The following is a 23,660-nucleotide window of genomic DNA, read 5'->3' as shown; positions in this document are numbered from 1 at the left end:
GCTTTTTATTGTCGTCGGAAGCGGTGAAGTTACGCCAGCTTGTCGGCGTAAATCATGCGGCCGTCGCCGAGCAGGTCCATCGCGCTCCAATGGTCGGCGCGTCCGAGCGCGAAGCAGCCCTGCGACCGTCCGAGCTTGCCATGCTTGTGGACCATATCCTGTTCGGCATACCAGGCCGAGTGCATGACGATGTAGCGCGAGAAAGCGTTGGAATTGCTGTCGTCCAACCCGTGCAGCTTCATTGAGAGGCCGTATTTGCCGTGATAGCGGTTGGCGGTCTGGTAGGTGCCCGCGCTGGTCGCATAGCTGTTATGCTGGTTCGAGAAATGGTCGAGAAAGCCGTTGTGGTTGCGGTCCGAACCGCTGCCGTGGCTGACGAGATGGCTGCGCGTCTGACCGGTCGCGGTGTCGACGATATGGAAGCGCGCCTCGTCCGAACGCAGGCTGTAGTCGACGATACCGATGCGGTCGCGGTGCCGGATGCGGTCCGAATGACGCATGAGCGCCGCGCGGGCACGCTCGAACAGCGCGCGGTCGACGCCTCGGGGCGCGGCGATGTTTGGAAGCTGGGGAACGGGCACGCGGGGCAGCATCTGCGCCGCCGCGGCTCCCGGAAGCGCGCTGATCGCCGCCCCCGCGCCTGCCATTTTCAACAAGTCTCGCCGTCCAAGCTGCATACGCCCGGTCCCTCCCCACATGGTTCGTGATTCGGGAAACCTTATAAACAACAGAAGGTTAACCGGTCATGAGGCCGATCCGTCGTCTGGGCAGCGGAGTGCCACGGTTCATCGCACTTCTGCCACGCGACAAACCGATCGGGACCTGCTATAAGAGTTGCCTCGATAGGCGCTTCCTGTTAGGGGCGCCCCTTCTTCGTCGGTCGCACTGCGGCCGGACGATCCGATTCTCATGATCATTTTCCGGTGCCCGTCCGTGCGGCTCCGGTCAAAGGAGCTGGTGGTTTTTTATGCAGATTATCGTTCGCGACAACAACGTCGACCAAGCGCTGCGCGCGCTCAAGAAGAAGCTGCAGCGTGAAGGCGTCTATCGCGAGATGAAGCTGCGCCGCCATTACGAAAAGCCGAGCGAAAAGCGTGCCCGTGAAAAGGCCGCTGCCGTGCGTCGTGCGCGCAAGCTCGAGCGCAAGCGTATGGAACGCGAGGGCGGTCGCTAAGGGGACCCATCCCCTTCACGCCTTTCTCTTCGGGCCGAATGTTCGGTCCGCCAGCCTTCTCCTTCAGGAGCATCTGCAATGTCGGCCACCCAGGTACCGTTGCGTCCGATCGCCAAGGGTTCGCTCCTGAAGTTCTGGATCGCGATGGCGGTACTGGTTGCGCTGGCGTTCGCGCTCGCGACTTGTTCGACCTCTCCCTTGCAGGGTGAGACCAGCGAGACCGGCGTCAATCTTCGCGTCCTCGAACAGGGCGAAGACGAGCCGATGACCCTCGATGACGCGGCGCTGGTCGAATATGTCGGTTCGCTCGCAGCCACGGGCGAGGTGTTCGAGGATACGACGGGCTCGCCGGTACCCATGTACGCGCAGGCCCTGGTCCCCGGGTTCGCCGAAGTCTGGACCCAGATGCGTCCGGGCGGCCGCTACCGCCTGTTCCTGCCGGCCGAGCAGGCTTATGGCTCGGAAGTGCGCCCCGGATCGCCGATTCCGCCCAATTCCGACTTGGTCTTCGAATTGACGATCGTCGAAGTCGGCCGCGGGATCGCCCCGATGCTGATTGCGCAGCAGCAGCAGATGCAGGGTGGTGGCGGACCGCCGCCCACGGCGCCGGGCGAAGGCCCCCCGCCCGTCGAAGGCGCTGGCCCGCCGCCGATCGGGACGCCGACCCCCTAGTCGGCGGCTAGTCGGCGATCACAAGACTTTGGGTTTGCGCGAAGCGGCAATGTTGGCCTGTTCGTCGCGGAAGGCGCTGTAGCGTTCGAGCGCGGCCTTGATCGCGGCCACGACCGGATCGGCCAGCATGAGGCCGAGGATCCCGAACAACGTTCCCATGATGATCTGCGTCGCCAGCACCAACGCGGGCGCCAGGTCGACGGTGCGCCGCGCGATCATCGGAATGACGACGTAGCCGTCGAAGTTCTGGACGAACAGATAGACGAAGATGGCGTAGAACCCCGCTTCTTGGGAAAGCGAGAAGCCGACCGCGATCATCAGCATCCCCGACAGGACTGCGCCGACGTTGGGAATGAATGCGAACAGCCCGGTCAGCAGTGCCAACAGCCCCGCGAGCGGAAAGCTAGGCAGCCCCAGCAACCGCGCGCCCAGCGTCAGCATGACGTACGTGAACAGCCCTTCGATGAACATGCCGATCAGCCGTCCGGCGAGCAGGCGTCGCAGTGCCCAGCCGACCTGGTCGGAAATCTCGTAGAAGGACGGGCGCATTCGCCTCGGCAGCATCCATCCCACGCCGCGATCGTAGAGGCGCGGTTCGGCGGCAATGAAGATCCCAATCACGACGACGAGGAGAGACGCGGTGAGGGCGCCGATCGCGGATCCCAGAAGGCTGGTGACGCGCCCGACCGATGCGAACATCTGGCCCGACACGGCGTCGATGCTCATGTCGTCGATCATGCCGCTTGCCGATGCCCAGGCCAGAAGCCGTTCGAACTGGCCGACGACGAGCTCCCGCAACGCCGCGAATTGCGCGACGAACGCGGTACCGGCTGTCCAGACGGTCCAGCCGAGAAACCCGAACACCCCGATGATGACCAGCATGAGACGCCAGCCGCGCCCGATGGGAAGGACCCTGCCCAGAAGCCGCGTCCCGCCGTCGAGGGCGACCGCAAAGATCATGCCCGCGACGATGAGCAACAGGGGGCCGGCCGCTAGAATGACGAGCGCGAACAGCGTCGCCATGCCGAGCCAGATCAGCGCTTTCTTGACCTCCAACCGAAGGCGCGGATCCTCGATTTCGGTGGGGCCGGTCGTCTGAGGATCGGGCGCCACCATCCTATTCTCGCTCCTCGTTCGTGGTGGGGCGCGCCCGAAGTCCGGACCATGAGCGTCCGTCGCGAAGGCTCGTGAACCACGTCGCCGGGCTCAGCCGTGTCGTGCCGTCGAGGCTGAACGTGATGAATTCCGCGCGCCCGCCAATCCGTTCGACCGGCACCGCACCGCCGAGGCCGCCGAATTCCAACTCGACCCGGCTGTCCGACGAACGGTCACGGTTGTCGCCCATCAGGAATACGTGTCCGTCGGGTACGGTGATCGGACCGAATTCGTCGCTCGACTGGCGATAGCCCATGTCGACGGTATCGAACGAGACACCATTGGGCAGCGTCTCGCGGACGATCGGCAACTGGCAGACGAGCGCACCGTCGGTCGTGCGCATCCGCGTGCCGTCGAACAGGCCACAGGGCATGTTGGCATCCACCGGAATGAGCGCAGGCGGACGACGTTCGGCCTTCACCGCCGTGCCGTTGATGACCAGGCGACCGCCGGTGACGGCGATCGTGTCGCCCGGCAGACCGATGACGCGCTTGATGTAATCGTCCGAACGTGTCGGCGGCGTCACGATGACGATGTCACCGCGCGTCGGATAACGTCCGAACAGTCGCCCGCCCACCGACGGCAACACGATGCTCCACGGTTCCGCCGGACCGCCCAGCAGCAACATCCGCGTCAGCGCGGCGGGGTTGGGGATGGTCGGGGACACATGGCTATAGCCATAGGGAAATTTGCTCACGAGCAGCCGGTCGCCTTCGAGCAGGATCGGCATCATGCTTTCCGACGGAATGTAGAAGGGCTTGGCGATGAAGCTGTGAAAACCCAGAACCGCGAGCATCACCCAGAAGAGCCCGCGCAGTTCGTCCCAGACGACGCCAGCCATCCTGCCCGCGGTCCATTTGCGGCGCGGCGGAGCGTCGACGACTTCCTCGGCACCCTCGTTCGACAGCGGTGCAGAGGTTTCGGGTGGGGCAGAGCTACTCAATCAGGCCTCTATCGGCAGTGCCTCGAGGATCACGAACGCCTGCGCCCACGGATGGTCGTCGGTCAGCGTGAGATGGACCGTCATGGAGTGGCCCGCCGGGGTCATCGCGTCAAGCCGTGCCCGCGCACCGCCCGTCAGGGCGAGCGTCGGTTTGCCGGAAGGTGCATTGACGACCCCGATGTCCTTCATGAAGACGCCGCGCTTGAATCCGGTGCCCACGGCCTTCGAGAACGCCTCCTTCGCCGCGAACCGCTTCGCGTAGGTGCCGGCGATCGTATAGGGTCGGCGACGTGCCTTCGCACGTTCCGTATCGGTAAAGACGCGATGCTCGAACCGTTCGCCGAAGCGATCGAGCGATGCCTGTATCCGCTCGATACTGCACAAGTCGCTACCGAGACCGACGATCATCCGCGCGCCGCGTCCATGAGCTCGCGCATCCGCAGAACGGCGCTTTCCAGCCCCGTGAAGATCGCCTCGCCGATAAGGTAATGTCCGATGTTGAGTTCCGCGAGCTGCGGAATGGCCGCGATCGGCTGGACGTTCTCGTAGGTGAGGCCGTGCCCCGCGTGAGGTTCGATCCCGTTCTTCGCCGCGAGTGCGGCCATGTCGGCGATACGTCGCAGTTCGCGCTCCACGCGTTCGGGGTCGCCGTCGAGACCCGCGTGCGCATACTCGCCGGTATGGAATTCGACCACCGGAGCGCCGAGACGATGCGCGGCGTCCAGTTGCCGCTCGCTCGCCTCGATGAACAGGCTGACGCGGATCCCGGCATCGTTGAGCGCGCCGACGTAGCGGGCGAGGTGATTATGCTGTCCCGCGGCATCGAGCCCGCCTTCCGTGGTCCGCTCCTCGCGCTTCTCGGGAACGATGCAGGCGGCATGCGGCCGATGGCGGAGCGCGATGGCGAGCATTTCGTCGGTCGCCGCCATTTCGAGATTGAGCGGAAGGTCCGTCGCATCCTGGATGCGTCGCAGATCCTCGTCGCGGATATGACGCCGATCCTCGCGGAGATGAGCGGTAATGCCGTCGCCGCCGCAAACCGCGACGATTTCGGCCGCACGAACGGGGTCGGGATGATCGCCGCCCCGCGCATTCCGGACGGTCGCGACATGGTCGATGTTGACCCCGAGGCGGAGCGAACGAAGCTCGGCCATCAGTCGCCGCACGCCGCAGCGGAGAGCAGATCGTAGCTGAGACCCTCACCCGACCACGGCTCTCCAAAAGAATAGTTCTCCTCGCTACGCCCGATGAAGGCGACGACGACGATGCCGAGGTCGGGGAGGATAAAGTTGCGTGCCTGATAGCCGGGGACGGCGCCGCGCCGTTCGATAATGCGGACGGGGGCGTCGCAACCGTCCAGCGGGAGCGTCACGTCCCATTGGCCGAGCGCCGTATAACCCAGCTCCGGATCGCCCCGCCACATCTCGGCCCGCGCGGCCTCGCCGAGCAAGCGTCCGTCGAGCAGCGCCCGCGACACGACGACCAGCCCCTCGGGCGTCCCCGCCAGCCCGCCGGCCGCGCCATAGAGCGAAACGTCATGGGGCGTCAGCGACCCGTCGCGGCTGTCCGCGAGCGGGGTCTCTGCGGTTGCGAAGCCCGACGAGGCCAGCCCGAGCGGCGCGGCGATCCGCTCGTGGAACAGTTCGCCGATCGAGTGGCGCGTCAATGCCTCGAGAACGGACGCGGCGATGATCGTGTCGCAATTGTTGTAAACGAAGGCGCCGCCCGCCGCGTCGATTTGCCGCGAACACTCATAGTCCTCGGGGGGAACGGCATCCGGCTGTCCGAAGCGTGGTTCTTGGTCCAAGAGCCCCGACTGGTGCTTCAGCAACTGCCGCAAGGTGGGGGGCACGAAATCCTCACTCGATTCCGGCCAGTCGACATAGTCGGACACGGGCGTGTCGAGGTCGAGACGCCCCGCCTCGACCTCCTGCATCACCATGACGGCAACGATCTGCTTGGTGACGCTCGCCCAAGGCCAGACACGCATCCTTCCTACCCGCGCGCCGTCGAGCCGGCCGCCGGAAACGCGAAGGTCCCCATCGAAACCATGCCGGTCCAGAACCGGCTGCAAATCGGCGCGAGCGCGTTCTGAAGCCTCAGGTGACGAGGCAGAATAGACATGTCCCTCGGGCGGCGGACAGGCTGTCAGCGCCAGCGCCATGGGAACGAGAAGAAATTTCTTCACGCGCGGCTGCCCGGCTTGACGGGCTCGATCGCGGCCAGATCGGGCGGCAGGTCGTCGGGATCGTACGTGGGAATGTCGAGGTCGATCAGCCCGAAGAAGGGGACTCCCAGCTCGCCGCCGCCGCCGCGATCGACCAGCGCGACTTCGGCTAGGACCTTGCCGCCTTCGCGGTCCACGGCCGCAATCGCCTCGCGGCTCGACAGGCCCGTCGTCACCACATCCTCGACCATCAAGACATTGGCGCCCGGTTCGAGCGCGAACCCGCGGCGCAGATGAAATTCCCCCTCCGGCCGCTCGAGAAACATCGCGTCCCTGCCGAGGGCCCGGCCCATTTCATGGCCGATGACGACTCCGCCCATGGCGGGAGAAACGACCGTGTCGATGCGCTGACGCAGCTTTTCGGGAATCTTTTCTGCCAGCGCCTCGGCCAAGCGTGCGGCGCGCTCCGCGTTCATCAGCACCCGCGCGCATTGCAGATAGGCGGCGCTGCGGCGTCCGGAGGAAAGAATGAAATGTCCTTCCAGCAGCGCATTGGCGCTACGGAATTCGGCCAAAATCTCGTCCTGCGTCATGTCGCCTGCCGTCTCCTCGTCGCTGCGTCTCTAAATGGCGCACGCGAACAGGTAAAGCGAGGCTGCGCTACGGCCTTTTACACGGTCTTGAGCTATGGCGAACGCGCCGATATAGAGGCGGCCAATCGGGTGCATGACATACGCCCAAATCCGCTTATCATTCAGGATGATCGATCTCGTGAAAACGCTGTTCCTGGCCTTTGCCGCCCTGTTCCTCGCCACCGCCCCTGCCGCCGCGCAGGAGACGGTCGAGACTCCGATCGGCGAGCAGGTCGCCGTCCAGCCGGGGCTCGACGCCGACGCCGAGGCCGAGGATCTGCCCGAATGGATCGGCATCGATGCTTCGCAGGGCTACAACGGCCCGACCGGCGCGATGGGGATCCAGCAGCAGTATACCGAAGTCGGACAGCGTGCGCTCGGCTTCCATAACAACTGGCTGATGCCGCTCATCACGGCGATTAGCCTCTTCGTGCTGGTCCTGCTGCTCTACGCCATGGTGCGTTTCCGCCGCAGCGCCCATCCCGAACCGAGCAAGACGTCGCACAATACGGTGATCGAGGTGATCTGGACGGTGCTGCCCGCGCTGATTCTGCTGGTCATCGCCTTTCCCTCGATCGGTCTGATCCGGGCGCAATATTCGCCGCCGCCGGCCGATGTCGTCGTGAAGGTGACGGGCCATCAATGGTATTGGGAATACGAATACCCCGACCATGGCGGCTTCAGCTTCGTGTCCAACATGCTGCGCGAAGCGGACGATCCCGCATTGACCGAGGGTCAGCGGTTCCGCACCGACGCCGATGGTCCGGCGCTGCTGGCGGTCGACGAGCGGCTCGTCATTCCGGCGGGACAGACGGTCAAGTTCCTGCTGACGGCGAACGACGTCATCCATTCGTTCGCGATGCCGGCCTTCTGGCTCAAGATGGACACCGTCCCCGGTCGCCTCAACGAAACCTGGGTCAAGGTCGACGAGCCGGGTCTCTATTTCGGACAGTGCAGCGAGCTTTGCGGGGCGCGTCATGCCTACATGCCGATCGCGATCGAGGTCGTGACTCCCGCTGAATTCCGCCGCTACGTCGCCAGCAAGGGTGGCGCGATGCCCGACGAGATCGCGCGCCGCGAGGCCGCCGAAGCCGCCGCCGCGCAGGCCGAAGCCGACGCTGCCGAAGCCGAGGCAGGCGACGATGCCGATCTCGAGGGCACGCCGCCCGAAGCCGAACCCAACGAAGCGCCCGCCGCGCAGCCGATCGCCTAAGGAAGATCTGAACAATGGCCACTACTGCCGACACGCTGAACTTCGATGCTCCCCGCGAGCATTCGGACGCGCATGCGCATGACGCCGATCACAAGCCGGGTTTCTTCGCCCGCTGGTTCATGTCGACCAACCACAAGGATATCGGCACGCTCTACCTGATCTTCGCGATCTGCGCGGGGATCATCGGGGGTGCGATTTCGGGCATCATGCGCGCCGAGCTTGCCGAACCGGGCATTCAGATTCTGACGGGTGCCTGGCCCTTCGGTGCGGGTGCGGAGGCGAGCTTCGACGAGGCGCTCCATCACTGGAACGTGCTGATCACCGCGCACGGTCTCATCATGGTCTTCTTCATGGTCATGCCCGCGCTGATCGGCGGTTTCGGGAACTGGTTCGTTCCGATCATGATCGGCGCGCCCGACATGGCGTTCCCGCGCATGAACAATGTCAGCTTCTGGCTGACGGTCACCGCCTTCATCCTGTTGCTCGCCAGCGCGTTCGTTCCGGGAGGAACGGGCACGGGCGCGGGCACGGGGTGGACCGTTTACGCGCCGCTTTCGACGTCGGGCTCCGCCGGACCCGCGGTCGATTTCGCGATCTTCTCGCTGCATCTCGCGGGTGCCGCCTCGATCCTGGGCGCGATCAACTTCATCACGACCATCTTCAACATGCGTGCGCCGGGGATGACCCTGCACAAAATGCCGCTGTTCGTCTGGTCGGTGCTGGTGACCGCCTTCCTCTTGCTGCTGGCGCTGCCGGTGTTGGCGGGCGCGATCACCATGCTGCTGACAGACCGCAACTTCGGCACGGCCTTCTTTGATGCACAGGCGGGCGGCGACCCGATCCTGTACCAGCATCTGTTCTGGTTCTTCGGTCACCCCGAAGTGTACATCATGATCCTGCCGGCGTTCGGCATCGTCAGCCAGATCGTCGCCACCTTCAGCCGCAAGCCCGTCTTCGGCTATCTCGGCATGGCCTACGCCATGGTCGCGATCGGCGTCGTCGGCTTCGTCGTCTGGGCGCACCACATGTTCACGATCGGCATGAGCGTCGATATGAAGATGTACTTCACCGCGGCGACGATGATCATCGCGGTCCCGACAGGCGTGAAGATCTTCAGCTGGATTGCCACCATGTGGGGCGGTTCGATCAGCTTCCAGACCCCAATGCTCTGGGCGATCGGCTTCATCTTCCTGTTCACCGTGGGCGGCGTCACCGGCGTCGTGCTCGCCAACGGGGGTGTCGATAACTACATGCACGACACCTACTATGTGGTCGCGCACTTCCACTACGTGTTGAGCCTCGGCGCGGTGTTCGCGCTGTTTGCGGGCTTCTATTATTGGTTCGGGAAGATGTCCGGGAAGCGGTACAACGAGTTCTTGGGCAAGGTTCACTTCTTCGCCATGTTCATCGGCGTGAACGTGATCTTCTTCCCGCAGCATTTCCTGGGTCTCGACGGCATGCCGCGTCGCTACCCCGACTATCCGGAGGCGTTCGCCTACTGGAACGAGATCAGCTCGTATGGCTATCTCATCATGGCGGGGTCGATGGTGGTGTTCTTCGTCAACGTCTTCTGGAGCCTCGCCGCGGGCAAGAAGGCTCCCGACAACGAATGGGGCGAAGGCGCGACGACGCTCGAATGGAGCCTGTCGAGCCCGCCGCCGTACCATCAGTTCGAGACGCTGCCCAAGGTCGACTAGACCGGGTGTTCTCGACACGGAAACTCAAAAGGCCGTCCGAGAGACCGGGCGGCCTTTGTTTGTTTCAATCGCCGGATGACCTCGCGCAACCCGACTGCTAGCCCTTGGCCATGAACGCCGCCATCCATCGCTTTGGCCCTTTCGAGTTCGACGAGCGAGAGGCTCGACTGACACGCGATGGCGAAGCGGTGGCGCTGGCACCCAAGACCTTCGACCTTCTCGCCGCCTTCGTCCGACATCCCGGCGAACTTCTCTCCAAGGACACGTTGTTCGACGCCGCCTGGCCCGGTGTCACGGTCGGCGACGAAGCGCTCACCCAGGCGATCAAGGAACTGCGCAAATCGCTGGGCGACGAGGCAGCGGCACCGACCTACATTGAGACCGTCCCCAAGCGCGGCTATCGCTTCATCGCGCCCGTCGAATCCGCGGCGCCCACCGGGAACTCACCGATGCCTCGCACCGCGTCTGCGGAAGCCCATGCGTCGATGGTGCGCACGATCGTCGGCGGAACGCTTGGCGGCGCGGCGGCGGGGCTCCTGGGCGGCGCGATCTACGGCCTGCTCGCGGGCGCGGGAAACGATGCCGCGTTGATCATCTTCGTGGTCATGACGGTCATCGGCGTTGGCCTGGCGGCGCTCGGATCACTCGGCCTGATGCTGGGAATGGCGGCCGCCAGCCGGATCGTGCAGCGCGATTTCGCCTTCGTCGCCGTCGGTGCGGCGATCGGCGGCTTTCTGGTCGGCGACCTTTTCCACCTGCTCGCCAGTGGCAGCTTCTCCTTCCTGCTCGGGCAGCCCCACGACGATTTTACCGGCGGTCTCGAGGGCGCGATCCTCGGCGCGGGGATCGCCATCGGCGCACGACTTTGCGGGGGTGTGAGTGGGCGGTGGCCCCGCCCCGTCATCGGGGGCGGTTTGGGCGGCGCAGCGGCGGGCGGGCTGATCAGCCTTGGCGGGGGCAAGCTACTTGCCGCCAGTCTGCTGGGTCTCGCCCGCAAGTTCCATGGACCCGCGATCGACGGCGGTTGGCTGGGCGGTCTGGCCGAGCGGTTCAGTCCAGCCGTCCAGGCAGCCACCGCGGCCACCGAGGGACTGCTGCTCGGCTGCTTTCTCGTCGCAGGTGTTCTTTTGGCAAATCGCGGAAATCAGCGGGCGCTCACCTGATCCTCACCGGGCGCTCATGCCTTTTCCCGGCGAAAGAACGATGACCGATCACTCTTCATCGTTTCAAGGAGTGACCAAATGAACGACGTCATGATCGACAAGGACGATCGCCTGCTTTCCAGACTTCGCCTCGCGGGATGGGGGCTTGTCGGTTTCCTTATCGCCCTGCCCGCCATCGCCATGGCGGCGGGAGCCGAGGGGGTCGACTGGAACGGCGGGGACTTCATCGCTGCCGCCATCCTGCTGGGCGGCGCGGGACTGGTGGTCGAGGCTCTCGTCCGGCTCAGCCGCGACTGGTCATATCGCATCGGGGCAGGCCTGATGACCTTCGGGGCGCTCTTCACTCTATGGTCGAACCTTGCGGTCGGCATCGTCGGCAACGAGGACAATCCGTTCAACATCGGCTATTTTCTGATCGTCCCGCTTCTCGCCTTGGGAGCCACGCTCGTCAGGGCCAAGCCATCGGGCATGGCAGCCGTCTGCCGTATCGCGGCGACGTTCTACATCGGAATGGGCGTGGCGGCCTTCGCCGCTGGAATGGGCAATCCGGCCCCATTCGTCATCGTGATCCACGCCATGTTCGTGACGATCTTCCTCTTGGCGGCCATACAATTCTCCCGCGCCGCCAGAGCGTAACCGGCGGGCCAGAAAAATTGCCGCTTAAGGTTCGACCCGTGTCGCGCTCTCGATCGCGACCGGGTCGACCAGCATCTGGCCCTTCATCACGCCCTCTCCGGCGTCAGGATCGGTCGGCGCGGCGAAGATCGCTTCGACCACGTCCATACCTTCGACGACCCGCCCGAAGGGGCTGAAGCCGTGGAAGCTGTCCGACGCGTCAAACCCCGGAATATCGGTCAGCGCGATGAACCAGTTACCCTGACCCTGTCCCGGTTCGGGCGCGATCAGCGAGATGGTGCCGCGTTCGTGCGCAAGGCCGGTGTCGGCGGTCGATTCGTGTGCGATCGGGTGGAGCAGCCGATCGGTGCGACGGACGCCGAACTGGGCGATCCCCGCTTCGCCGTAGGGCATCGCGCGGTAGAAGGTCGCACTCTCCAAGTTTCCCGCGTCGAGATAGTCCAGAAAGGCATTCGCGGTGATCGGGGCGGCACCGGTGTCGAGATCGAGAACGATGTCGCCCGCAGCCGTCGTCATCCGAACGCGCACCGTTTCGGTGGCCGCCGCCTCGGCATCTGGTGCCGCGACCTGCATCGGGGCGGCAGGCGCGGCGTCCTGCAAGGTGAGCGCGAGGGCGGCGGCAAGAATAAGGTGGGTCATAAGCGAAGCCTAGCGCGCCGGGCTCCCGTCGACAAAGGCTTTCGTCCCGCTTTGCTTTGCCCGTTCAGCATCTTATAGGCGACCACGATCATGGATCATGCCGCCGAATCCCCTCCGCCTGTCGCCGCCTCGCCGCGCCTTCCTGCGAGCGCCAGCGATCTGTTCGCGCTGACCAAACCGCGGGTGATGAGCCTGGTGGTCTTCACCGCGCTGTGTGGACTGCTCGCGGCGCGCGCGCCGATCCATCCCGTGCTCGGCTTTACCGCAGTCCTATGCATCGCGGTCGCCGCGGGCGCGAGCGGTGCGCTCAACATGTGGTACGAAGCCGACATCGACGCCAAAATGAAGCGTACCGCCGGACGGCCGCTGCCTTCGGGCCGCGTCGACCGCTCCTCTGCGCTGCACCTCGGCATGGGACTGTCGCTCTTCTCGGTGATGGTGATGGGCCTCGCGACCAACCTTCTGGCCGCTGCGATCCTTGCCTTTTCGATCTTCTTCTATGCCGTCGTCTATACGATGTGGCTCAAGCCCCGGACGGTCCAGAACATCGTCATCGGCGGCGCGGCGGGTGCGTTTCCGCCGGTCATCGGCTGGGCGGCAGTGACGGGCGATGTGACGCTGCTACCGGCGCTGATGTTCGCGATCATCTTTCTGTGGACTCCGCCGCATTTCTGGGCGCTCAGCCTGTTCGTTCGGACCGACTATGCTGCGGCGGGCATCCCGATGCTTCCGGTCGTTCGCGGCATGGCGGAAACGCGGCGCCAGATCCTTCTTTACACCTTCCCGATGGCGGTCGCGGCGATCGCCCCCTGGCCCCTGGGACTGACCGGCCCGATTTACGGGATCGCCAGCATCGCGCTGACCGCGCTCTTCTTCTGGTTTACCGTGCAAGTCGCGCGGAACCGCGCCGACACCCCCGAAGCGATGGGGCCGGAGAAGACTCTGTTCAAATATTCGATCCTCTACCTTTTCCTGATCTTCGCCATTCTCACCATCGACCGGATCGCCTTCGCATGACCCAAGCCCCCCGCCCCGACTACAGCGACGAGGAAGTTCGGCGCATCCAGCGCCAGCGCTCGCGCATCACGGCGTTGCTGCTGCTCGGGTTCGTCATGCTCGTCTTCGGGATCACGATCGCGAAGATGGGTCTCGCCTGATGAGCGCGACGGCCACCCCCAACAACGGCAAGGTCGCACTGCGCGCCGCGCTGTTCGCGCTGCTGATGCTCGGTGTCGCCTTCGCGGCGGTGCCCGCCTACCGCATTTTTTGCCAGGTGACGGGCTTCGGCGGCACGACCCAGAAAGCCGCGATCGCGCCGGGCGCGGTAGCGGGCGAGATCGGTGTGCGCTTCGATGGCAATATCAACGGCAATCTGCCGTGGAAGTTCGAACCCGCCGAAACCGTCCGCATCGCGCCGGGCGAACGCACCATCGTGAATTACGAAGCCACCAATCTCGTCGCACGCGCCACGAAGGGCACCGCGACCTTCAACGTGTCACCGGTCCAGGCAGGGCAGTATTTCTCGAAGATCGAATGTTTCTGCTTCACCGAACAGGAGCTCAAACCGGGCGAGAAGGTCGAGATGCCGGTTATCTTCTTCGTCGATCCCGCGATCCTCACCGATCCCGACACCAGTCACATCGACGAGATCACCCTTTCTTACACCTTTTTCCCGGTGGAAAGTTGAGCGGGCAGCCGCTAAGCGATCCGCAAACGCATCTCTGACGAGGACAATTCATGGCCGGCCAAGTCAATCACGACTATCACATCCTTCCGCCCAGCATCTGGCCGCTGATCGGATCGTTCAGCGCGATGACCATGCTTGGCGGTGCGGTGATGTGGATGAACGACATGAGCCAGTTCGGCTCCCTCATCTTCGGCGCGGGCTTCGTCGGCGTGCTGTTCACCTTCTTCAGCTGGTGGTCGGATGTCACCAAGGAAGCCAATTCTGGCGATCACACGCCAGTGGTGCAGCTGCACCATCGCTACGGCATGATCCTGTTCATCGCGTCCGAAGTGATGTTCTTCGTCGCGTGGTTCTGGGCCTATTTCAACGCCTCCCTGTTCCCGCCCGCAGTCGATTCGGTCGGGGGCGTCTGGCCGCCCAACAACATGGAGCTGATCGATCCGTTCGGTTACCCGCTTCTCAACACGCTCATCCTGCTGTGCTCGGGAACGACGGTGACCTGGGCGCATCACGCGCTGATCCATGGTGATCGCAAGAGCTTCAAGAACGGCCTCCTCCTAACGATCGCGCTCGGCGCGCTGTTCAGCGCCGTACAGGTCTACGAATATATCCATGCACCCTTCAATTTCTCGACCGAAGACGGCGGGAACATCTACGGGTCGACCTTCTACATGGCGACCGGTTTTCACGGCTTCCACGTCCTGGTCGGCACGATCTTCCTGATCGTCTGCTATCTGCGCGCGGTGAAGGGCGACTTCACACCCAAGCAGCATTTCGGCTTCGAAGCCGCTGCCTGGTACTGGCACTTCGTCGACGTCGTGTGGCTGTTCCTCTTCGCGACCATCTACGTATGGGGCGGTTGGGGCGCCACCTACCACTAGAATGAACAAGCTCGTCATCGGCGGAATCGTGACGGCCATTGCCGTTGCGACGATGATCGGGCTCGGCATCTGGCAGCTCGACCGCGCGGCGGAAAAGGATGCGCGCATCGCGTCCTACGAAGCCGCGGCCGGACGTCCCGCCGTCACCTATCCCACCATCGTCCCCGACGAACCGCCGCTGTTCCGCCGTTCGCAACTCAACTGCCTCGAAGTGACGGGATGGCGGCATCAGGCCGGTGCGAACCGCGCGGGCCGCAGCGGCTATGCCCACGTCGCCGATTGCCGGACCAGCGCGGAAGGGCCGGGCGCCGCCGTCGAAATCGGCTGGAGCACTGAGCCCGTCGCAGGGACCGACTGGGAAGGCGGACAGGTTTCAGGGACGATCGGCCCCGACGAGAAATACGGATTCCGTCTGGTCGCGGACGAAGGGCTCGCGGGACTGGAAGCGAGCGCCCCACCCTCGCCCGACGCGATCCGCAACAATTCGCGCAGCTACGCCTTCCAGTGGTTCGCCTTCGCCGCCATCGCCGCGATCATCTTCCTGCTCGCCGCGCGCAAGGCCCGGCGCGAGGATCGCGACGCCTAGATCGTGAGCGATCTCCTCACTCTCGTGACCGAACCCTGGGACGACTATGCGCTCATCGACTCCGGCGATGGGCGGAAGTTCGAACGCTTCGGCCCCGTCCGGACCGTCCGCCCCGAACCGCAGGCGATGTGGTCGCCCGGATCGAAGGACTGGGACGCGCATGCCGAGTTCGTCCCTGCCAGCGATGCCGACGGCAAGGGGCAATGGCAGCACTATCGCGAGGTCCCCGACCATTGGGAGCTGACGCGCGGTCCGACCCGCTTCCACGCCCAGCTGACGCCTTTTCGGCATCTGGCTTTCTTCCCCGACATGGCACCGCAATGGGATTTTGCGCGCGAACGACTGGGCCCGGGAAGCACGGCGATGAACCTGTTCGGCTATACGGGAGTCGGCACGCTGCAGATGAGCGAGACGGGCGCCGAACTGGTCCATGTGGATGCCAGCAAGAAGTCGGTCGAGGGCGCGCGCGAGAATGCCACGCTGTCCGGCATGGCCGACCGCCCGATCCGCTGGCTTGTCGAGGACGCGGGCAAGTTCGCCGCGCGCGAGGTTCGGCGCGAACGGCGCTACGACGGCATCATGCTCGACCCGCCCAAGTTCGGCCGGGGCCCCAAGGGCGAGCGGTGGGAGATCGAAACGGGGCTCGCCCCGCTGGTCGCGGATTGCGCCGCGCTGCTCGACAAGAAGAGTCGCTTCTGCATCCTCACCGTCTACGCGGTGCGGATAAGCGCGCTATCGATCGGCGAATTGCTGCGCCAGGCGACCGCGCATCTGCCGGGGCGGGTCGAGGTGGGGGAGATGGGGGTGCGGGAGGAAGCTCGCGACCTGGTGCTGCCGACCGCGATTTTCGCACGGTACGTAAACGACTAGCCGCGCTGGCGAAGCGCTGCGCCCGTCACGAACGGTGCGCCGGCAGAGATCAGCATCGTCACCGCCGCGAGCAGCGGGAAGGCGCCCGCCTCGCCATTCGCCGCCCCGACTCCGAAAATGAGAAGCGGTACGGCGATCGGCAGCACGAGCAGCCCCGCGAGCGCCCCTGCCCTCTCCAGCCCCGCCGTCAGCCCCGCCGCCGCGAGCGCAAGGCCAGCGAGCCCCGGACTGGTCAGAAGCAACGCGAGAGCCGTTCGGTCCAACCCGTCCGAGAGCCCCAGCAAGGCCGCCGCAGGTAGCAGCGCGAGTAACATCGGGGGCGCAAAGGACAGCCAGTGCGCGACCATCTTCGACAGCGCGATCCATTCGGGCGTCAGACCGCGAAGGCGCAATTGATCGATCGTGCCGTCGGCAAGATCGGGAGCGATCAGTCGGTCGATCGGCAACAACGCCGCGAGAAGTGCGGCGACCAGGATCATGCCGGGGCCGATCCGTTCGAGCGACGGCGCATCGGGCCCCACCGCAAAAGGTACGAGGCTGGCGACGATGAGGAAAAAGATGACAGGCAGCCACAGCGCGCCGCTGACCGCGCGGCGCAGATCGCGGGTTATCAGCGCGCCGGTCACCGCCCCAACTCCATCGAGCGCCATTCTCCGTCCAGCGACTGGTGCGAGGCTGCCAGGACCGCGCCGCCGCGTGCGCGATGTCTCGTGATGAGCGTGTCGAGCCGGCCCCGCGTTTCGAAATCGAGTCCGTCAGCGGGCTCGTCGAGCAGCCAGAGCGATGCACCGCTCGCGACCAGCCGCGCGAGCCCCGCCCGTCGCTTCTGACCCGTCGAGAGAAACGCGACCGGAACGTCCGAAAGCGGGGCCAGCCCGAGATCTTCCATCGCCTCGTTCAGTGCTTCTTCCCGTCCATCCAGCCGTGCCCAGAACGACAGGGCCCTGCCCAGCGGCAGGCTCCGGTCGAGGGCCAACCGGTCGTCCGCCAGCGCCAGTTCGCGGCTTACCACCGTGCCTTCGCTCGGCACGAGCAGTCCGGCCGCGACCAGCAGCATCGACGACTTTCCCGCTCCGTTCGGCCCCGTCAGCCGCATCGCCTCGCCCGGCTGCAGTTCGAAACCGATGCCCTCGAACAGCCGCCGTCCCCCCCGGTCGCAGGCAACGTCATCGAACCGCAGATGCGGGATCACAAAGCGACCCTCACGCCATATCCTCGAGCGCGTGCATATCGTCGTCGGAAAGACCGAAATGGTGGCCGATCTCGTGCACCAAAACATGATGGATGAGATGCTCGAGCGTCTCGTCGCCCCGTTCGCACCATTCGAGCAGGATCGGCAGGCGAAACAGCCGGATCTTGTCGGGCATCGTGCCCGAATGCTCGACACTCCGCTCGGTCAGCGGGAGACCTTCGTATAGCCCCGTCAGCTCGTAGGGCTCATCCATCCCCATCATCCGGAGCGTCTCGGCATCGGCGAAATCCTCGACCAGAAAGACGATATCGCCGAGATGCCGCGTGAAATCGTCGGGAAGCCGCGCGAGCGCGGTCCGCGCGATCTCCTCCATTTCCGCCGCCGTGGGCGCGATGCCGATCGTCCGTGTCATTCACCATGCCCTCTAAGCGAGCCTTCGGCTTGCGCCAAGGGCGGCATCCCGCTACGCCCGCGCCTTCGTGCGGAGCGGTGGCCGAGTGGTCGAAGGCGCACGCCTGGAAAGTGTGTATACGGAAACCCCGTATCGTGGGTTCGAATCCCACCCGCTCCGCCATTTTTCGTTGCAAAGGATCCCCGGCGTGGACCTTCTCATCGCGACCGCCTTCGGCGAACTCATTGAACGGACCGCCTCGACGCCGCGCGTGCAGGCGATCCTGCAGCTGAGCCTGGCGCCGGTGTTTCTGCTGGCGGGGATCGGGGCGTTTCTGAACGTCATGAACCTGCGGCTGACCTGGCTGGTGGAAAAGATCAATCAGCTCGAAGCGGCCGGCGAGGAAGGTATCGACGCCGCCCGTCAGGACGAACTGCCCGTCCTGCGTCGGCGCCAGCGATACGCCCATCATGCGGTCAACCTGTCGACCGCCGCGGCGCTCATGATCTGCCTGGTCGTCGCGTTGCTGTTCGTCAGCTCCTTCGTGCGCACGCCGTTGGGATCGCTGGTCGCCTTCAGCTGGATCGTGGCGATGGTGCTGATCTTTGCCGGCCTGACCTTCTTCCTTCGTGAAACCTCGCTGGCGACCCGCGATCTGGAAACCACGCGCAGCCTGTCGCGGCGGATCGCACGCGAAGAAGATGGCGCGGCCTGAGCGGACCGCTTTTCCCGCACTCTCCCTCACGCTACAGCGGCGCACGATGAACCGCCCCTTCGCCCCACCCCCGGCCGACTGGAGCCCCGCGGACTGGCGCGACTGTCCCGCGCGCCAGTTGCCGACTTATGGTGACGAAACGGCGTTGCGCGCGGTCGAACAGCGGCTGGCCGACGCCGCGCCGGTGGTCGATGTTGCCTCGATCAGGGCGTTGCAGACCGAGCTCGCGCGGGTGGCACGCGGCGATGCCTTCCTGTTGCAAGGCGGCGATTGCGCGGAAAATTTCGACGATGCCGTAGCCCAGCGCGTGGCACGCCTGACGGCGTTGTTCGACCGGATGGCCGACGGCATCGAACGCGATACCGGTCGTGCGGTCGTGCGGCTTGCGCGGATCGCGGGACAGTTCGCCAAGCCTCGATCGGCGCCGAGCGAAACCCGCGGCACGGTTACGCTGCCCGCCTATCGCGGCGATATCGTCAACGCTCAGGGTTTCTCGAGCGGCGACCGGCGGCATGATCCCGCCCGAATGGTGCGTGCGCACGTCCAGTCGGTCGGAACGGCGGCCACGTTGCGCGCGGCGCGGCACGGCGCAGCTCCCGTGTTCACCAGTCACGAGGCACTGCTGCTGCACTACGAGGAAGCATTGACCCGGCGCGCGTCGGACGGGCGCTGGTGGGCGCGATCGGGACACCTGCTCTGGCTCGGCGATCGGACCCGCGACCCGGACGGAGCGCACGTCGCCTATCTTGCCGGCATCGCCAATCCCATCGGCGTCAAATGCGGTCCGACGATGGAGCCCGACGAATTGACGACGCTGGCCGATCGGCTCGACCCCGACGACTCGCCGGGAAAGCTGGTGATGATCGTCCGGCTCGGCGCGGATGCGGTCGAGGACCGGCTCGCTCCGCTGCTCCGCGCCGGCCGCGACCGTTCGCTCGTCTGGATCGTCGATCCCATGCACGGCAACACCGTGATGGAATCGGGCCGGAAGGTGCGACACTATGACGCCATTCTCGCGGAAACGCGCGCTTTCATGGCGATCGCCCGCGCCGAGGGTATCGTTCCGGGGGGCGTGCATCTGGAGATGAGTCCCGACGCGGTGACCGAATGTATAGGCGGGGGCGGGCCGGTCAGTGCGGCGGCGCTCGATCGCGCCTATCGGACCGCCTGCGATCCACGGTTGAACGGTGCGCAGGCGGAGCGGCTGGTCGCCGACATGGCGGGCCGGTGGTGAGCCCGCTGACGGCGCACCCTTCGCCCGCATTCGGAGGCACTGCAACGGTTCCGGGGGACAAGTCGATCAGCCACCGTGCGCTGATCCTCGCCGCGTTGGCCGAAGGGACCAGCCGTATCAGCGGACTGCTCGACGCCGACGACGTGAAGGCGACGCGTGCAGCGGTCGAGGCGTTCGGCGCGCGGATCGAGGAAGACGGCGCCGACCTGCTGGTAACGGGATGCCCCTGGCGGAGTCCCGCTGTCCCGATCGACTGCGGAAACAGTGGAACCTCGGCGCGGTTGCTCATGGGCGCTGCGGCGCGGTTCGAAGGTCTGACCGCCCGCTTCGTCGGCGATGCCAGCCTTTCGCGTCGACCGATGAGGCGGGTCGTCACGCCGCTGACGCGCATGGGGGCCCGGTTCGAGGGCGGCGACACCCTCCCCCTGACACTGCACGGTGCGCGGCTGGGCGGGATCGATTACGAAAGCCCGGTCGCGAGCGCGCAGATCAAATCGGCAATTCTCCTCGCGGGCCTCGGCACCGACGCACCCGTCCGGGTAAGCGAGCCGCGCGCCAGCCGCGATCACAGCGAGGTCATGCTCGCCCAGTTCGGAGCGGACGGGACACTTGAACCGATGGAAGACGGCGCGCAGGCCGTGGCCCTCGGGCAGTCGCGCAAATTGCGTGCATGCGAGGTCGTGGTTCCCCGCGACCCCTCGTCGGCGGCCTTCGCGTGGGGAGCGGCGGCGATGATCCCGGGCGCGAAAGTGCGTGTCGCCGGCGTGCTGGTGAATGCGACGCGGACCGGTTTTCTCGAGGCTCTCGAGCAAATGGGAGCGGACGTGCGCATCGAACGCGAACGGACCCAATCGGGCGAGCCCGTTGCCGACGTGACGGTTGCGCATCGCCGTCTCGACCCTTTGCGGCTGGAAGCGGCGACCATTCCTGCGCTCATCGACGAGATCCCCGTGCTCGCCTGCGTTGCGGCCATGGCCGACGGCGAAAGCGTGTTCGAAGGCGTCAACGAGTTACGTCACAAGGAAAGCGACCGTATCGGTTCTACTGCGGCGGGGCTTGTCGCCAATGTGGTTCATGCAATGCCCGAAGACGATAGACTGACCATTTTCGGTCGGGGCCGGGTGCGTGGGGGTGGAACGGTGACGACCCACCACGACCATCGCATCGCGATGGCGTTCCTGACCCTGGGTCTGGCAGCCGAGCGCGCCGTCGGCGTGGACGATACGACACCGATTGCGACCAGCTTTCCGGACTTTCGGGAAATGATGACGAGGCTGGGCGCCCGGTTCGAGGAGGCAGGATGAGCATCAATCGCTTCGGGCGACTCTTTACGGTGACTACATGGGGCGAGAGCCACGGCCCGGCCATCGGTTGCGTGATCGACGGTTGCCCCCCGGGAATCCCTATGTCCGAAGACAAGATTCAGCCCTTCCTCGACGCGCGGCGACCCGGAACGGGCCGCAATGTCTCCCCACGGCAGGAACCGGATATCGTGCGCATCCTCTCGGGCGTTTTCCGGGGACGGTCCACCGGTACGCCGATCGCGTTGATGATCGACAATGTCGATGCGCGGTCGAAGGACTATCCGGAAGACGCACCTTACCGGCCCGGCCACGCCGATTATGCCTACGACGCCAAGTACGGCTTTCGCGATCCGAGGGGCGGCGGCCGGGCTTCGGCGCGCGAAACCGCCATGCGGGTGGCAGCGGGCGCGGTAGCACGCCTTCTTCTACCCGATGTGACAATCCTCGCCCGGGTGATCTCGATCGGCGGTGAACGCGATGAAACCAAATGGGATGATATGCTCGACACTGCTCGTGCGGTTGGGGATAGCCTCGGCGCAAGGGTTCAATGTGTCGCACGCGGCGTTCCGGCGGGCCTGGGTGCGCCCGTCTCCGGAAAGCTCGACGCCGATCTGGCAGCAGCGATGATGTCGATCCCGGCGGTAAAAGGTGTCGAGATCGGCGAGGGGATGCGCGCAGCAGATCTCAAGGGAAGCGAGAATGCGGACCCGATGCATGCGGGCGCCGACGGGCCGACGTTCGCTGCCAACCATTCGGGCGGGATTTCCGGTGGCATTTCGACGGGACAAGAGATCGTCGTGAGCGCCGCGTTTAAGCCAACCAGTTCGATCCGCATACCTGTGCCCAGCGTGCGTTCCGACGGCAGCGAAGCGGAAGCCGTCACCCGCGGTCGTCACGATCCGTGCGTCGGCATTCGCGGGGCGCCGGTCATGGAAGCGATGATGGCGCTGGTTCTGGCGGATCACCTTCTGCTTCACCGCGCGCAGTGCGGTGGATCAACAGCGCCCGATCAGTGACATTTGAACCGATCGAAGGGTTCGAGGCAATCCTGGCACTGCCATTGTGCCTTGCACGGCGTTGAACCGAACCGGCTAATTTCCTTGGTGTCTTCCGAACCGCAATTCGGGCATTCCGCTTTCTCGGTCCGGCTCGGCGGAGCAATGCCATATGCCTTGAGCTTGGCCTTGGCCTCGTCGCTCATGTCGTCGGTCGTCCAGGGCGGAAAGAGTTGGGTGACGATGGCGACATCGGAATAGCCGTTGGCGTCGAGTGCGGCGCGGACGCTGTTCTCGATCTCCACCGTGGCAGGGCAACCCGAATAGGTTGGCGTGATGATGACGGCGGGCCCTCGCGCGCCTTCTTCGATCCCTCGTACGATCCCAAGATCGATGACAGACACGACGGGAATCTCGGGATCGGGCACCTCGGCCAGCACGGCAAGAATGCCCGCTTTGTCGATCGTGGGCGTCCCCATGTTCAGACCCGCTCCAAGGCCAGCGCGATGCCCTGACCCACGCCGATGCACATCGTGCAGAGGGCCTTGTCATGCCCTTCGCGCTGCATTTCCTCCACTGCGGTGATCGCGAGGCGTGCGCCGCTCATCCCCAGCGGGTGGCCAATGGCGATCGCGCCGCCATTGGGGTTCACGTGCGGCGCATCGTCGGGAATTCCCAGTTCGCGCAGGACGGGCAACGCCTGCGCGGCGAAGGCTTCGTTCAGTTCGATCGTTCCGAAGGCGTCGATGGTCAGCGCCAGACGGTGCAACAGTTTGGTAGACGCAGGTGCCGGGCCGATCCCCATGATGCGGGGCGGCACCCCCGCCGCAGCGCCGCCGAGGATTCGGGCACGGGGCGTAAGGCCATGTTCTTCCACCGCTTTCTTCGACGCGACGATCAGCGCGGCAGCGCCGTCGTTGACGCCGCTCGCGTTGCCTGCGGTCACAGTACCGCCGTCGCGCACGATCGGGCGCAGCTTGGCGAGCGTGTCGAGATCGGACAGGCGCAGATGCTCGTCGCGATCGACGACGACGGGATCGCCCTTGCGCTGCGGAATGGTGACGGGGACGATCTCGGCGGCGAGGCGGCCGCTTTCCTGCGCCCGCGCGGCGCGGACCTGGCTTTCGTGCGCGAAACGGTCCTGGTCCTCGCGGCTGACGTCGTACATCTCGGCGACGTTCTCAGCCGTTTCGGGCATCGAATCGATTCCGAACTCCTCCTTCAGCCGGCGGTTCACGAAGCGCCAGCCGATGGTGGTGTCGTAGATGCTGTTGTTGCGATCCCATGCCTGCGCGGCCTTGGGCATCACGAACGGTGCGCGGGTCATGCTTTCCACTCCGCCCGCAACGATCAGATCGGCTTCGCCGGCCTTGATCGCCCGCCCGGCCATCGCGAGACAGTCGAGCCCCGAACCGCACAGGCGGTTGACGGTCGTTCCGGGCGCACTTTCGCCAAGACCCCCGAGCAGCGCGGCCATGCGCGCGACGTTGCGATTGTCCTCCCCCGCCTGGTTCGCGCAGCCGAGGATGACATCGTCGAGCCGGCTCCAGTCCACGCCGGGATTGCGCTCCTTCAGTGCGGCGAGCGGGACGGCGGCCAGATCGTCGGCACGCACCTGCGACAAAGCGCCGCCGAACTTCCCGACCGGGGTCCGAACGGCATCGCAGATATAGGCTTCGGACATGGGCGCTCCTTCTTCCATTCCCTCCAACTG

General features: G+C 65.4%; 29 protein-coding genes and 1 tRNA gene. 17 read left to right on the top strand and 13 right to left on the bottom strand.

Translation table 11 applies throughout. From position 1 onward, the window contains the following. Positions 1-29 precede the first annotated feature (29 nt). Positions 30-647, bottom strand: coding sequence for a murein L,D-transpeptidase catalytic domain family protein (locus tag WJT74_RS11825; protein WP_343348189.1), 618 nt, complete (start codon positions 645-647; stop codon positions 30-32). A 320-nt stretch (positions 648-967) separates the two neighbouring features. Between WJT74_RS11825 and rpsU the strand changes: the two genes are divergently transcribed. Next, complete coding sequence (gene rpsU, locus WJT74_RS11820; protein ID WP_245112460.1) at positions 968-1,174, top strand: 30S ribosomal protein S21; 207 nt, start codon at positions 968-970, stop codon at positions 1,172-1,174. 78 nt (positions 1,175-1,252) lie between these two features. Beyond that, positions 1,253-1,846, top strand: coding sequence for an FKBP-type peptidyl-prolyl cis-trans isomerase (locus WJT74_RS11815; protein ID WP_343345159.1), 594 nt, complete (start codon positions 1,253-1,255; stop codon positions 1,844-1,846). Between the two features lie 18 nt (positions 1,847-1,864). Here the strand turns inward: WJT74_RS11815 and WJT74_RS11810 are convergent, their stop codons facing one another. From WJT74_RS11810 to pyrE, 6 genes are read right to left on the bottom strand one after another with little or no spacing between them, the layout of a single operon-like run. Then, a complete protein-coding gene (locus WJT74_RS11810) occupies positions 1,865-2,962 on the bottom strand; it encodes an AI-2E family transporter (protein ID WP_343345157.1) in 1,098 nt (365 codons plus the stop codon). A 1-nt stretch (position 2,963) separates the two neighbouring features. Further along, the gene (gene lepB, locus WJT74_RS11805) at positions 2,964-3,944 is read right to left on the bottom strand and encodes a signal peptidase I (RefSeq protein WP_343345155.1); all 981 of its coding nucleotides are present in this window, start codon (positions 3,942-3,944) and stop codon (positions 2,964-2,966) included. Then, positions 3,945-4,352 (bottom strand): holo-ACP synthase, encoded by a 408-nt coding sequence (gene acpS, locus WJT74_RS11800; RefSeq protein ID WP_343345153.1) that lies wholly within the window; start codon positions 4,350-4,352, stop codon positions 3,945-3,947. Beyond that, complete coding sequence (locus WJT74_RS11795) at positions 4,349-5,098, bottom strand: pyridoxine 5'-phosphate synthase (RefSeq protein ID WP_343345151.1); 750 nt, start codon at positions 5,096-5,098, stop codon at positions 4,349-4,351. Before WJT74_RS11795 ends, acpS begins: the two co-directional genes overlap by 4 nt. After that, positions 5,098-6,132 carry a serine hydrolase domain-containing protein gene (locus tag WJT74_RS11790; RefSeq protein ID WP_343345149.1) on the bottom strand — a complete coding sequence of 345 codons (1,035 nt, stop codon included), beginning with the start codon at positions 6,130-6,132 and terminating at the stop codon, positions 5,098-5,100. The genes WJT74_RS11795 and WJT74_RS11790 overlap by 1 nt, the downstream gene beginning before the upstream one ends. Then, positions 6,129-6,704 carry an orotate phosphoribosyltransferase gene (pyrE, locus tag WJT74_RS11785; RefSeq protein WP_343345147.1) on the bottom strand — a complete coding sequence of 192 codons (576 nt, stop codon included), beginning with the start codon at positions 6,702-6,704 and terminating at the stop codon, positions 6,129-6,131. The genes WJT74_RS11790 and pyrE overlap by 4 nt, the downstream gene beginning before the upstream one ends. 178 nt (positions 6,705-6,882) lie before the next feature. Here pyrE and coxB point away from each other — a divergent pair, with 178 nt between their 5' ends. From coxB to WJT74_RS11765, 4 genes are all read left to right on the top strand, one after another. Then, on the top strand, positions 6,883-7,956 hold the full coding sequence (gene coxB / locus WJT74_RS11780; protein WP_343345145.1) for a cytochrome c oxidase subunit II: 1,074 nt from the start codon (positions 6,883-6,885) through the stop codon (positions 7,954-7,956). Between the two features lie 14 nt (positions 7,957-7,970). Then, entirely contained in the window at positions 7,971-9,653 is a 1,683-nt protein-coding gene (gene ctaD / locus WJT74_RS11775; RefSeq protein ID WP_343345143.1) for a cytochrome c oxidase subunit I, read from the top strand. 110 nt (positions 9,654-9,763) lie between these two features. Beyond that, complete coding sequence (locus WJT74_RS11770) at positions 9,764-10,816, top strand: winged helix-turn-helix domain-containing protein (protein ID WP_343345140.1); 1,053 nt, start codon at positions 9,764-9,766, stop codon at positions 10,814-10,816. A gap of 78 nt (positions 10,817-10,894) precedes the next feature. After that, a complete protein-coding gene (locus WJT74_RS11765) occupies positions 10,895-11,452 on the top strand; it encodes a hypothetical protein (RefSeq protein WP_343345138.1) in 558 nt (185 codons plus the stop codon). Positions 11,453-11,476: 24 nt separating this feature from the next. Here the strand turns inward: WJT74_RS11765 and WJT74_RS11760 are convergent, their stop codons facing one another. Next, entirely contained in the window at positions 11,477-12,091 is a 615-nt protein-coding gene (locus WJT74_RS11760; RefSeq protein WP_343345136.1) for a peptidylprolyl isomerase, read from the bottom strand. Between the two features lie 90 nt (positions 12,092-12,181). Between WJT74_RS11760 and WJT74_RS11755 the strand changes: the two genes are divergently transcribed. The 6 genes from WJT74_RS11755 to WJT74_RS11730 are packed head-to-tail and all read left to right on the top strand — an operon-like array spanning position 12,182 to position 16,115. After that, a complete protein-coding gene (locus WJT74_RS11755; protein WP_343345134.1) occupies positions 12,182-13,108 on the top strand; it encodes a heme o synthase in 927 nt (308 codons plus the stop codon). After that, positions 13,105-13,248 carry a hypothetical protein gene (locus WJT74_RS11750; RefSeq protein ID WP_343345131.1) on the top strand — a complete coding sequence of 48 codons (144 nt, stop codon included), beginning with the start codon at positions 13,105-13,107 and terminating at the stop codon, positions 13,246-13,248. The genes WJT74_RS11755 and WJT74_RS11750 overlap by 4 nt, the downstream gene beginning before the upstream one ends. Next, positions 13,248-13,778, top strand: coding sequence for a cytochrome c oxidase assembly protein (locus tag WJT74_RS11745; RefSeq protein ID WP_343345128.1), 531 nt, complete (start codon positions 13,248-13,250; stop codon positions 13,776-13,778). The genes WJT74_RS11750 and WJT74_RS11745 overlap by 1 nt, the downstream gene beginning before the upstream one ends. A gap of 50 nt (positions 13,779-13,828) precedes the next feature. Beyond that, the gene (locus tag WJT74_RS11740) at positions 13,829-14,659 is read left to right on the top strand and encodes a cytochrome c oxidase subunit 3 (RefSeq protein ID WP_343345125.1); all 831 of its coding nucleotides are present in this window, start codon (positions 13,829-13,831) and stop codon (positions 14,657-14,659) included. Between the two features lies 1 nt (position 14,660). Further along, positions 14,661-15,245 (top strand): SURF1 family cytochrome oxidase biogenesis protein, encoded by a 585-nt coding sequence (locus WJT74_RS11735; RefSeq protein WP_343345123.1) that lies wholly within the window; start codon positions 14,661-14,663, stop codon positions 15,243-15,245. Positions 15,246-15,248: 3 nt separating this feature from the next. Next, positions 15,249-16,115, top strand: coding sequence for a class I SAM-dependent methyltransferase (locus WJT74_RS11730; protein WP_343345122.1), 867 nt, complete (start codon positions 15,249-15,251; stop codon positions 16,113-16,115). Here WJT74_RS11730 and WJT74_RS11725 read toward each other — a convergent pair. Genes WJT74_RS11725 through WJT74_RS11715 form a run of 3 tightly spaced genes read right to left on the bottom strand, consistent with a single transcriptional unit; the run spans position 16,112 to position 17,719 of the window. Further along, positions 16,112-16,741: a heme exporter protein CcmB gene (locus WJT74_RS11725; protein WP_343345120.1), complete on the bottom strand. Its 630-nt coding sequence runs from the start codon at positions 16,739-16,741 to the stop codon at positions 16,112-16,114. The genes WJT74_RS11730 and WJT74_RS11725 overlap by 4 nt on opposite strands. Beyond that, the gene (gene ccmA, locus WJT74_RS11720; RefSeq protein WP_343345118.1) at positions 16,738-17,307 is read right to left on the bottom strand and encodes a heme ABC exporter ATP-binding protein CcmA; all 570 of its coding nucleotides are present in this window, start codon (positions 17,305-17,307) and stop codon (positions 16,738-16,740) included. Before ccmA ends, WJT74_RS11725 begins: the two co-directional genes overlap by 4 nt. A gap of 10 nt (positions 17,308-17,317) precedes the next feature. Then, the gene (locus WJT74_RS11715) at positions 17,318-17,719 is read right to left on the bottom strand and encodes a metallopeptidase family protein (protein WP_343345116.1); all 402 of its coding nucleotides are present in this window, start codon (positions 17,717-17,719) and stop codon (positions 17,318-17,320) included. A gap of 71 nt (positions 17,720-17,790) precedes the next feature. Between WJT74_RS11715 and WJT74_RS11710 the strand changes: the two genes are divergently transcribed. From WJT74_RS11710 to WJT74_RS11690, 5 genes are all read left to right on the top strand, one after another. Beyond that, a tRNA-Ser gene (locus WJT74_RS11710) sits at positions 17,791-17,881 on the top strand. 25 nt (positions 17,882-17,906) lie between these two features. Continuing rightward, entirely contained in the window at positions 17,907-18,413 is a 507-nt protein-coding gene (locus WJT74_RS11705) for a DUF2721 domain-containing protein (protein ID WP_343345113.1), read from the top strand. A gap of 46 nt (positions 18,414-18,459) precedes the next feature. After that, on the top strand, positions 18,460-19,647 hold the full coding sequence (locus WJT74_RS11700; RefSeq protein WP_343345110.1) for a 3-deoxy-7-phosphoheptulonate synthase: 1,188 nt from the start codon (positions 18,460-18,462) through the stop codon (positions 19,645-19,647). Next, positions 19,644-20,951, top strand: a complete 1,308-nt coding sequence (gene aroA / locus WJT74_RS11695) for a 3-phosphoshikimate 1-carboxyvinyltransferase (RefSeq protein ID WP_343345107.1) — start codon at positions 19,644-19,646, stop codon at positions 20,949-20,951. The genes WJT74_RS11700 and aroA overlap by 4 nt, the downstream gene beginning before the upstream one ends. Then, on the top strand, positions 20,948-21,967 hold the full coding sequence (locus WJT74_RS11690; protein ID WP_343345105.1) for a chorismate synthase: 1,020 nt from the start codon (positions 20,948-20,950) through the stop codon (positions 21,965-21,967). The genes aroA and WJT74_RS11690 overlap by 4 nt, the downstream gene beginning before the upstream one ends. Here the strand turns inward: WJT74_RS11690 and paaD are convergent. Beyond that, a complete protein-coding gene (paaD, locus tag WJT74_RS11685) occupies positions 21,961-22,425 on the bottom strand; it encodes a 1,2-phenylacetyl-CoA epoxidase subunit PaaD (RefSeq protein ID WP_343345103.1) in 465 nt (154 codons plus the stop codon). The genes WJT74_RS11690 and paaD overlap by 7 nt on opposite strands. 2 nt (positions 22,426-22,427) lie before the next feature. Beyond that, positions 22,428-23,630 carry a 3-oxoadipyl-CoA thiolase gene (gene pcaF, locus WJT74_RS11680; RefSeq protein ID WP_343345100.1) on the bottom strand — a complete coding sequence of 401 codons (1,203 nt, stop codon included), beginning with the start codon at positions 23,628-23,630 and terminating at the stop codon, positions 22,428-22,430. Between the last annotated feature and the right edge of the window lie 30 nt (positions 23,631-23,660).

It is taken from the genome of Sphingomicrobium sp. XHP0239 (genome assembly GCF_039555325.1).
In the GTDB taxonomy this organism is placed as follows: Bacteria; Pseudomonadota; Alphaproteobacteria; order Sphingomonadales; family Sphingomonadaceae; genus Sphingomicrobium; species Sphingomicrobium maritimum.
The sequence above is the reverse complement of the archived record's forward strand: the minus strand, read 5'-3'. Positions and strand labels throughout refer to the sequence as shown.

Bases quoted from the DNA above. Each gene is read 5' to 3' on its own strand.
- WJT74_RS11825 (WP_343348189.1), bottom strand. From the start codon at position 647: ATGGCAGGCGCGGGGGCGGCGATCAGCGCGCTTCCGGGAGCCGCGGCG.
- rpsU (WP_245112460.1), top strand. From the start codon at position 968: ATGCAGATTATCGTTCGCGACAACAACGTCGACCAAGCGCTGCGCGCG.
- WJT74_RS11815 (WP_343345159.1), top strand. From the start codon at position 1,253: ATGTCGGCCACCCAGGTACCGTTGCGTCCGATCGCCAAGGGTTCGCTC.
- WJT74_RS11810 (WP_343345157.1), bottom strand. From the start codon at position 2,962: ATGGTGGCGCCCGATCCTCAGACGACCGGCCCCACCGAAATCGAGGAT.
- acpS (WP_343345153.1), bottom strand. From the start codon at position 4,352: ATGATCGTCGGTCTCGGTAGCGACTTGTGCAGTATCGAGCGGATACAG.
- WJT74_RS11795 (WP_343345151.1), bottom strand. From the start codon at position 5,098: ATGGCCGAGCTTCGTTCGCTCCGCCTCGGGGTCAACATCGACCATGTC.
- pyrE (WP_343345147.1), bottom strand. From the start codon at position 6,704: ATGACGCAGGACGAGATTTTGGCCGAATTCCGTAGCGCCAATGCGCTG.
- ctaD (WP_343345143.1), top strand. From the start codon at position 7,971: ATGGCCACTACTGCCGACACGCTGAACTTCGATGCTCCCCGCGAGCAT.
- WJT74_RS11770 (WP_343345140.1), top strand. From the start codon at position 9,764: ATGAACGCCGCCATCCATCGCTTTGGCCCTTTCGAGTTCGACGAGCGA.
- WJT74_RS11765 (WP_343345138.1), top strand. From the start codon at position 10,895: ATGAACGACGTCATGATCGACAAGGACGATCGCCTGCTTTCCAGACTT.
- WJT74_RS11760 (WP_343345136.1), bottom strand. From the start codon at position 12,091: ATGACCCACCTTATTCTTGCCGCCGCCCTCGCGCTCACCTTGCAGGAC.
- WJT74_RS11755 (WP_343345134.1), top strand. From the start codon at position 12,182: ATGGATCATGCCGCCGAATCCCCTCCGCCTGTCGCCGCCTCGCCGCGC.
- WJT74_RS11750 (WP_343345131.1), top strand. From the start codon at position 13,105: ATGACCCAAGCCCCCCGCCCCGACTACAGCGACGAGGAAGTTCGGCGC.
- WJT74_RS11745 (WP_343345128.1), top strand. From the start codon at position 13,248: ATGAGCGCGACGGCCACCCCCAACAACGGCAAGGTCGCACTGCGCGCC.
- WJT74_RS11740 (WP_343345125.1), top strand. From the start codon at position 13,829: ATGGCCGGCCAAGTCAATCACGACTATCACATCCTTCCGCCCAGCATC.
- WJT74_RS11735 (WP_343345123.1), top strand. From the start codon at position 14,661: ATGAACAAGCTCGTCATCGGCGGAATCGTGACGGCCATTGCCGTTGCG.
- WJT74_RS11715 (WP_343345116.1), bottom strand. From the start codon at position 17,719: ATGACACGGACGATCGGCATCGCGCCCACGGCGGCGGAAATGGAGGAG.
- WJT74_RS11700 (WP_343345110.1), top strand. From the start codon at position 18,460: ATGAACCGCCCCTTCGCCCCACCCCCGGCCGACTGGAGCCCCGCGGAC.
- WJT74_RS11690 (WP_343345105.1), top strand. From the start codon at position 20,948: ATGAGCATCAATCGCTTCGGGCGACTCTTTACGGTGACTACATGGGGC.
- paaD (WP_343345103.1), bottom strand. From the start codon at position 22,425: ATGGGGACGCCCACGATCGACAAAGCGGGCATTCTTGCCGTGCTGGCC.
- pcaF (WP_343345100.1), bottom strand. From the start codon at position 23,630: ATGTCCGAAGCCTATATCTGCGATGCCGTTCGGACCCCGGTCGGGAAG.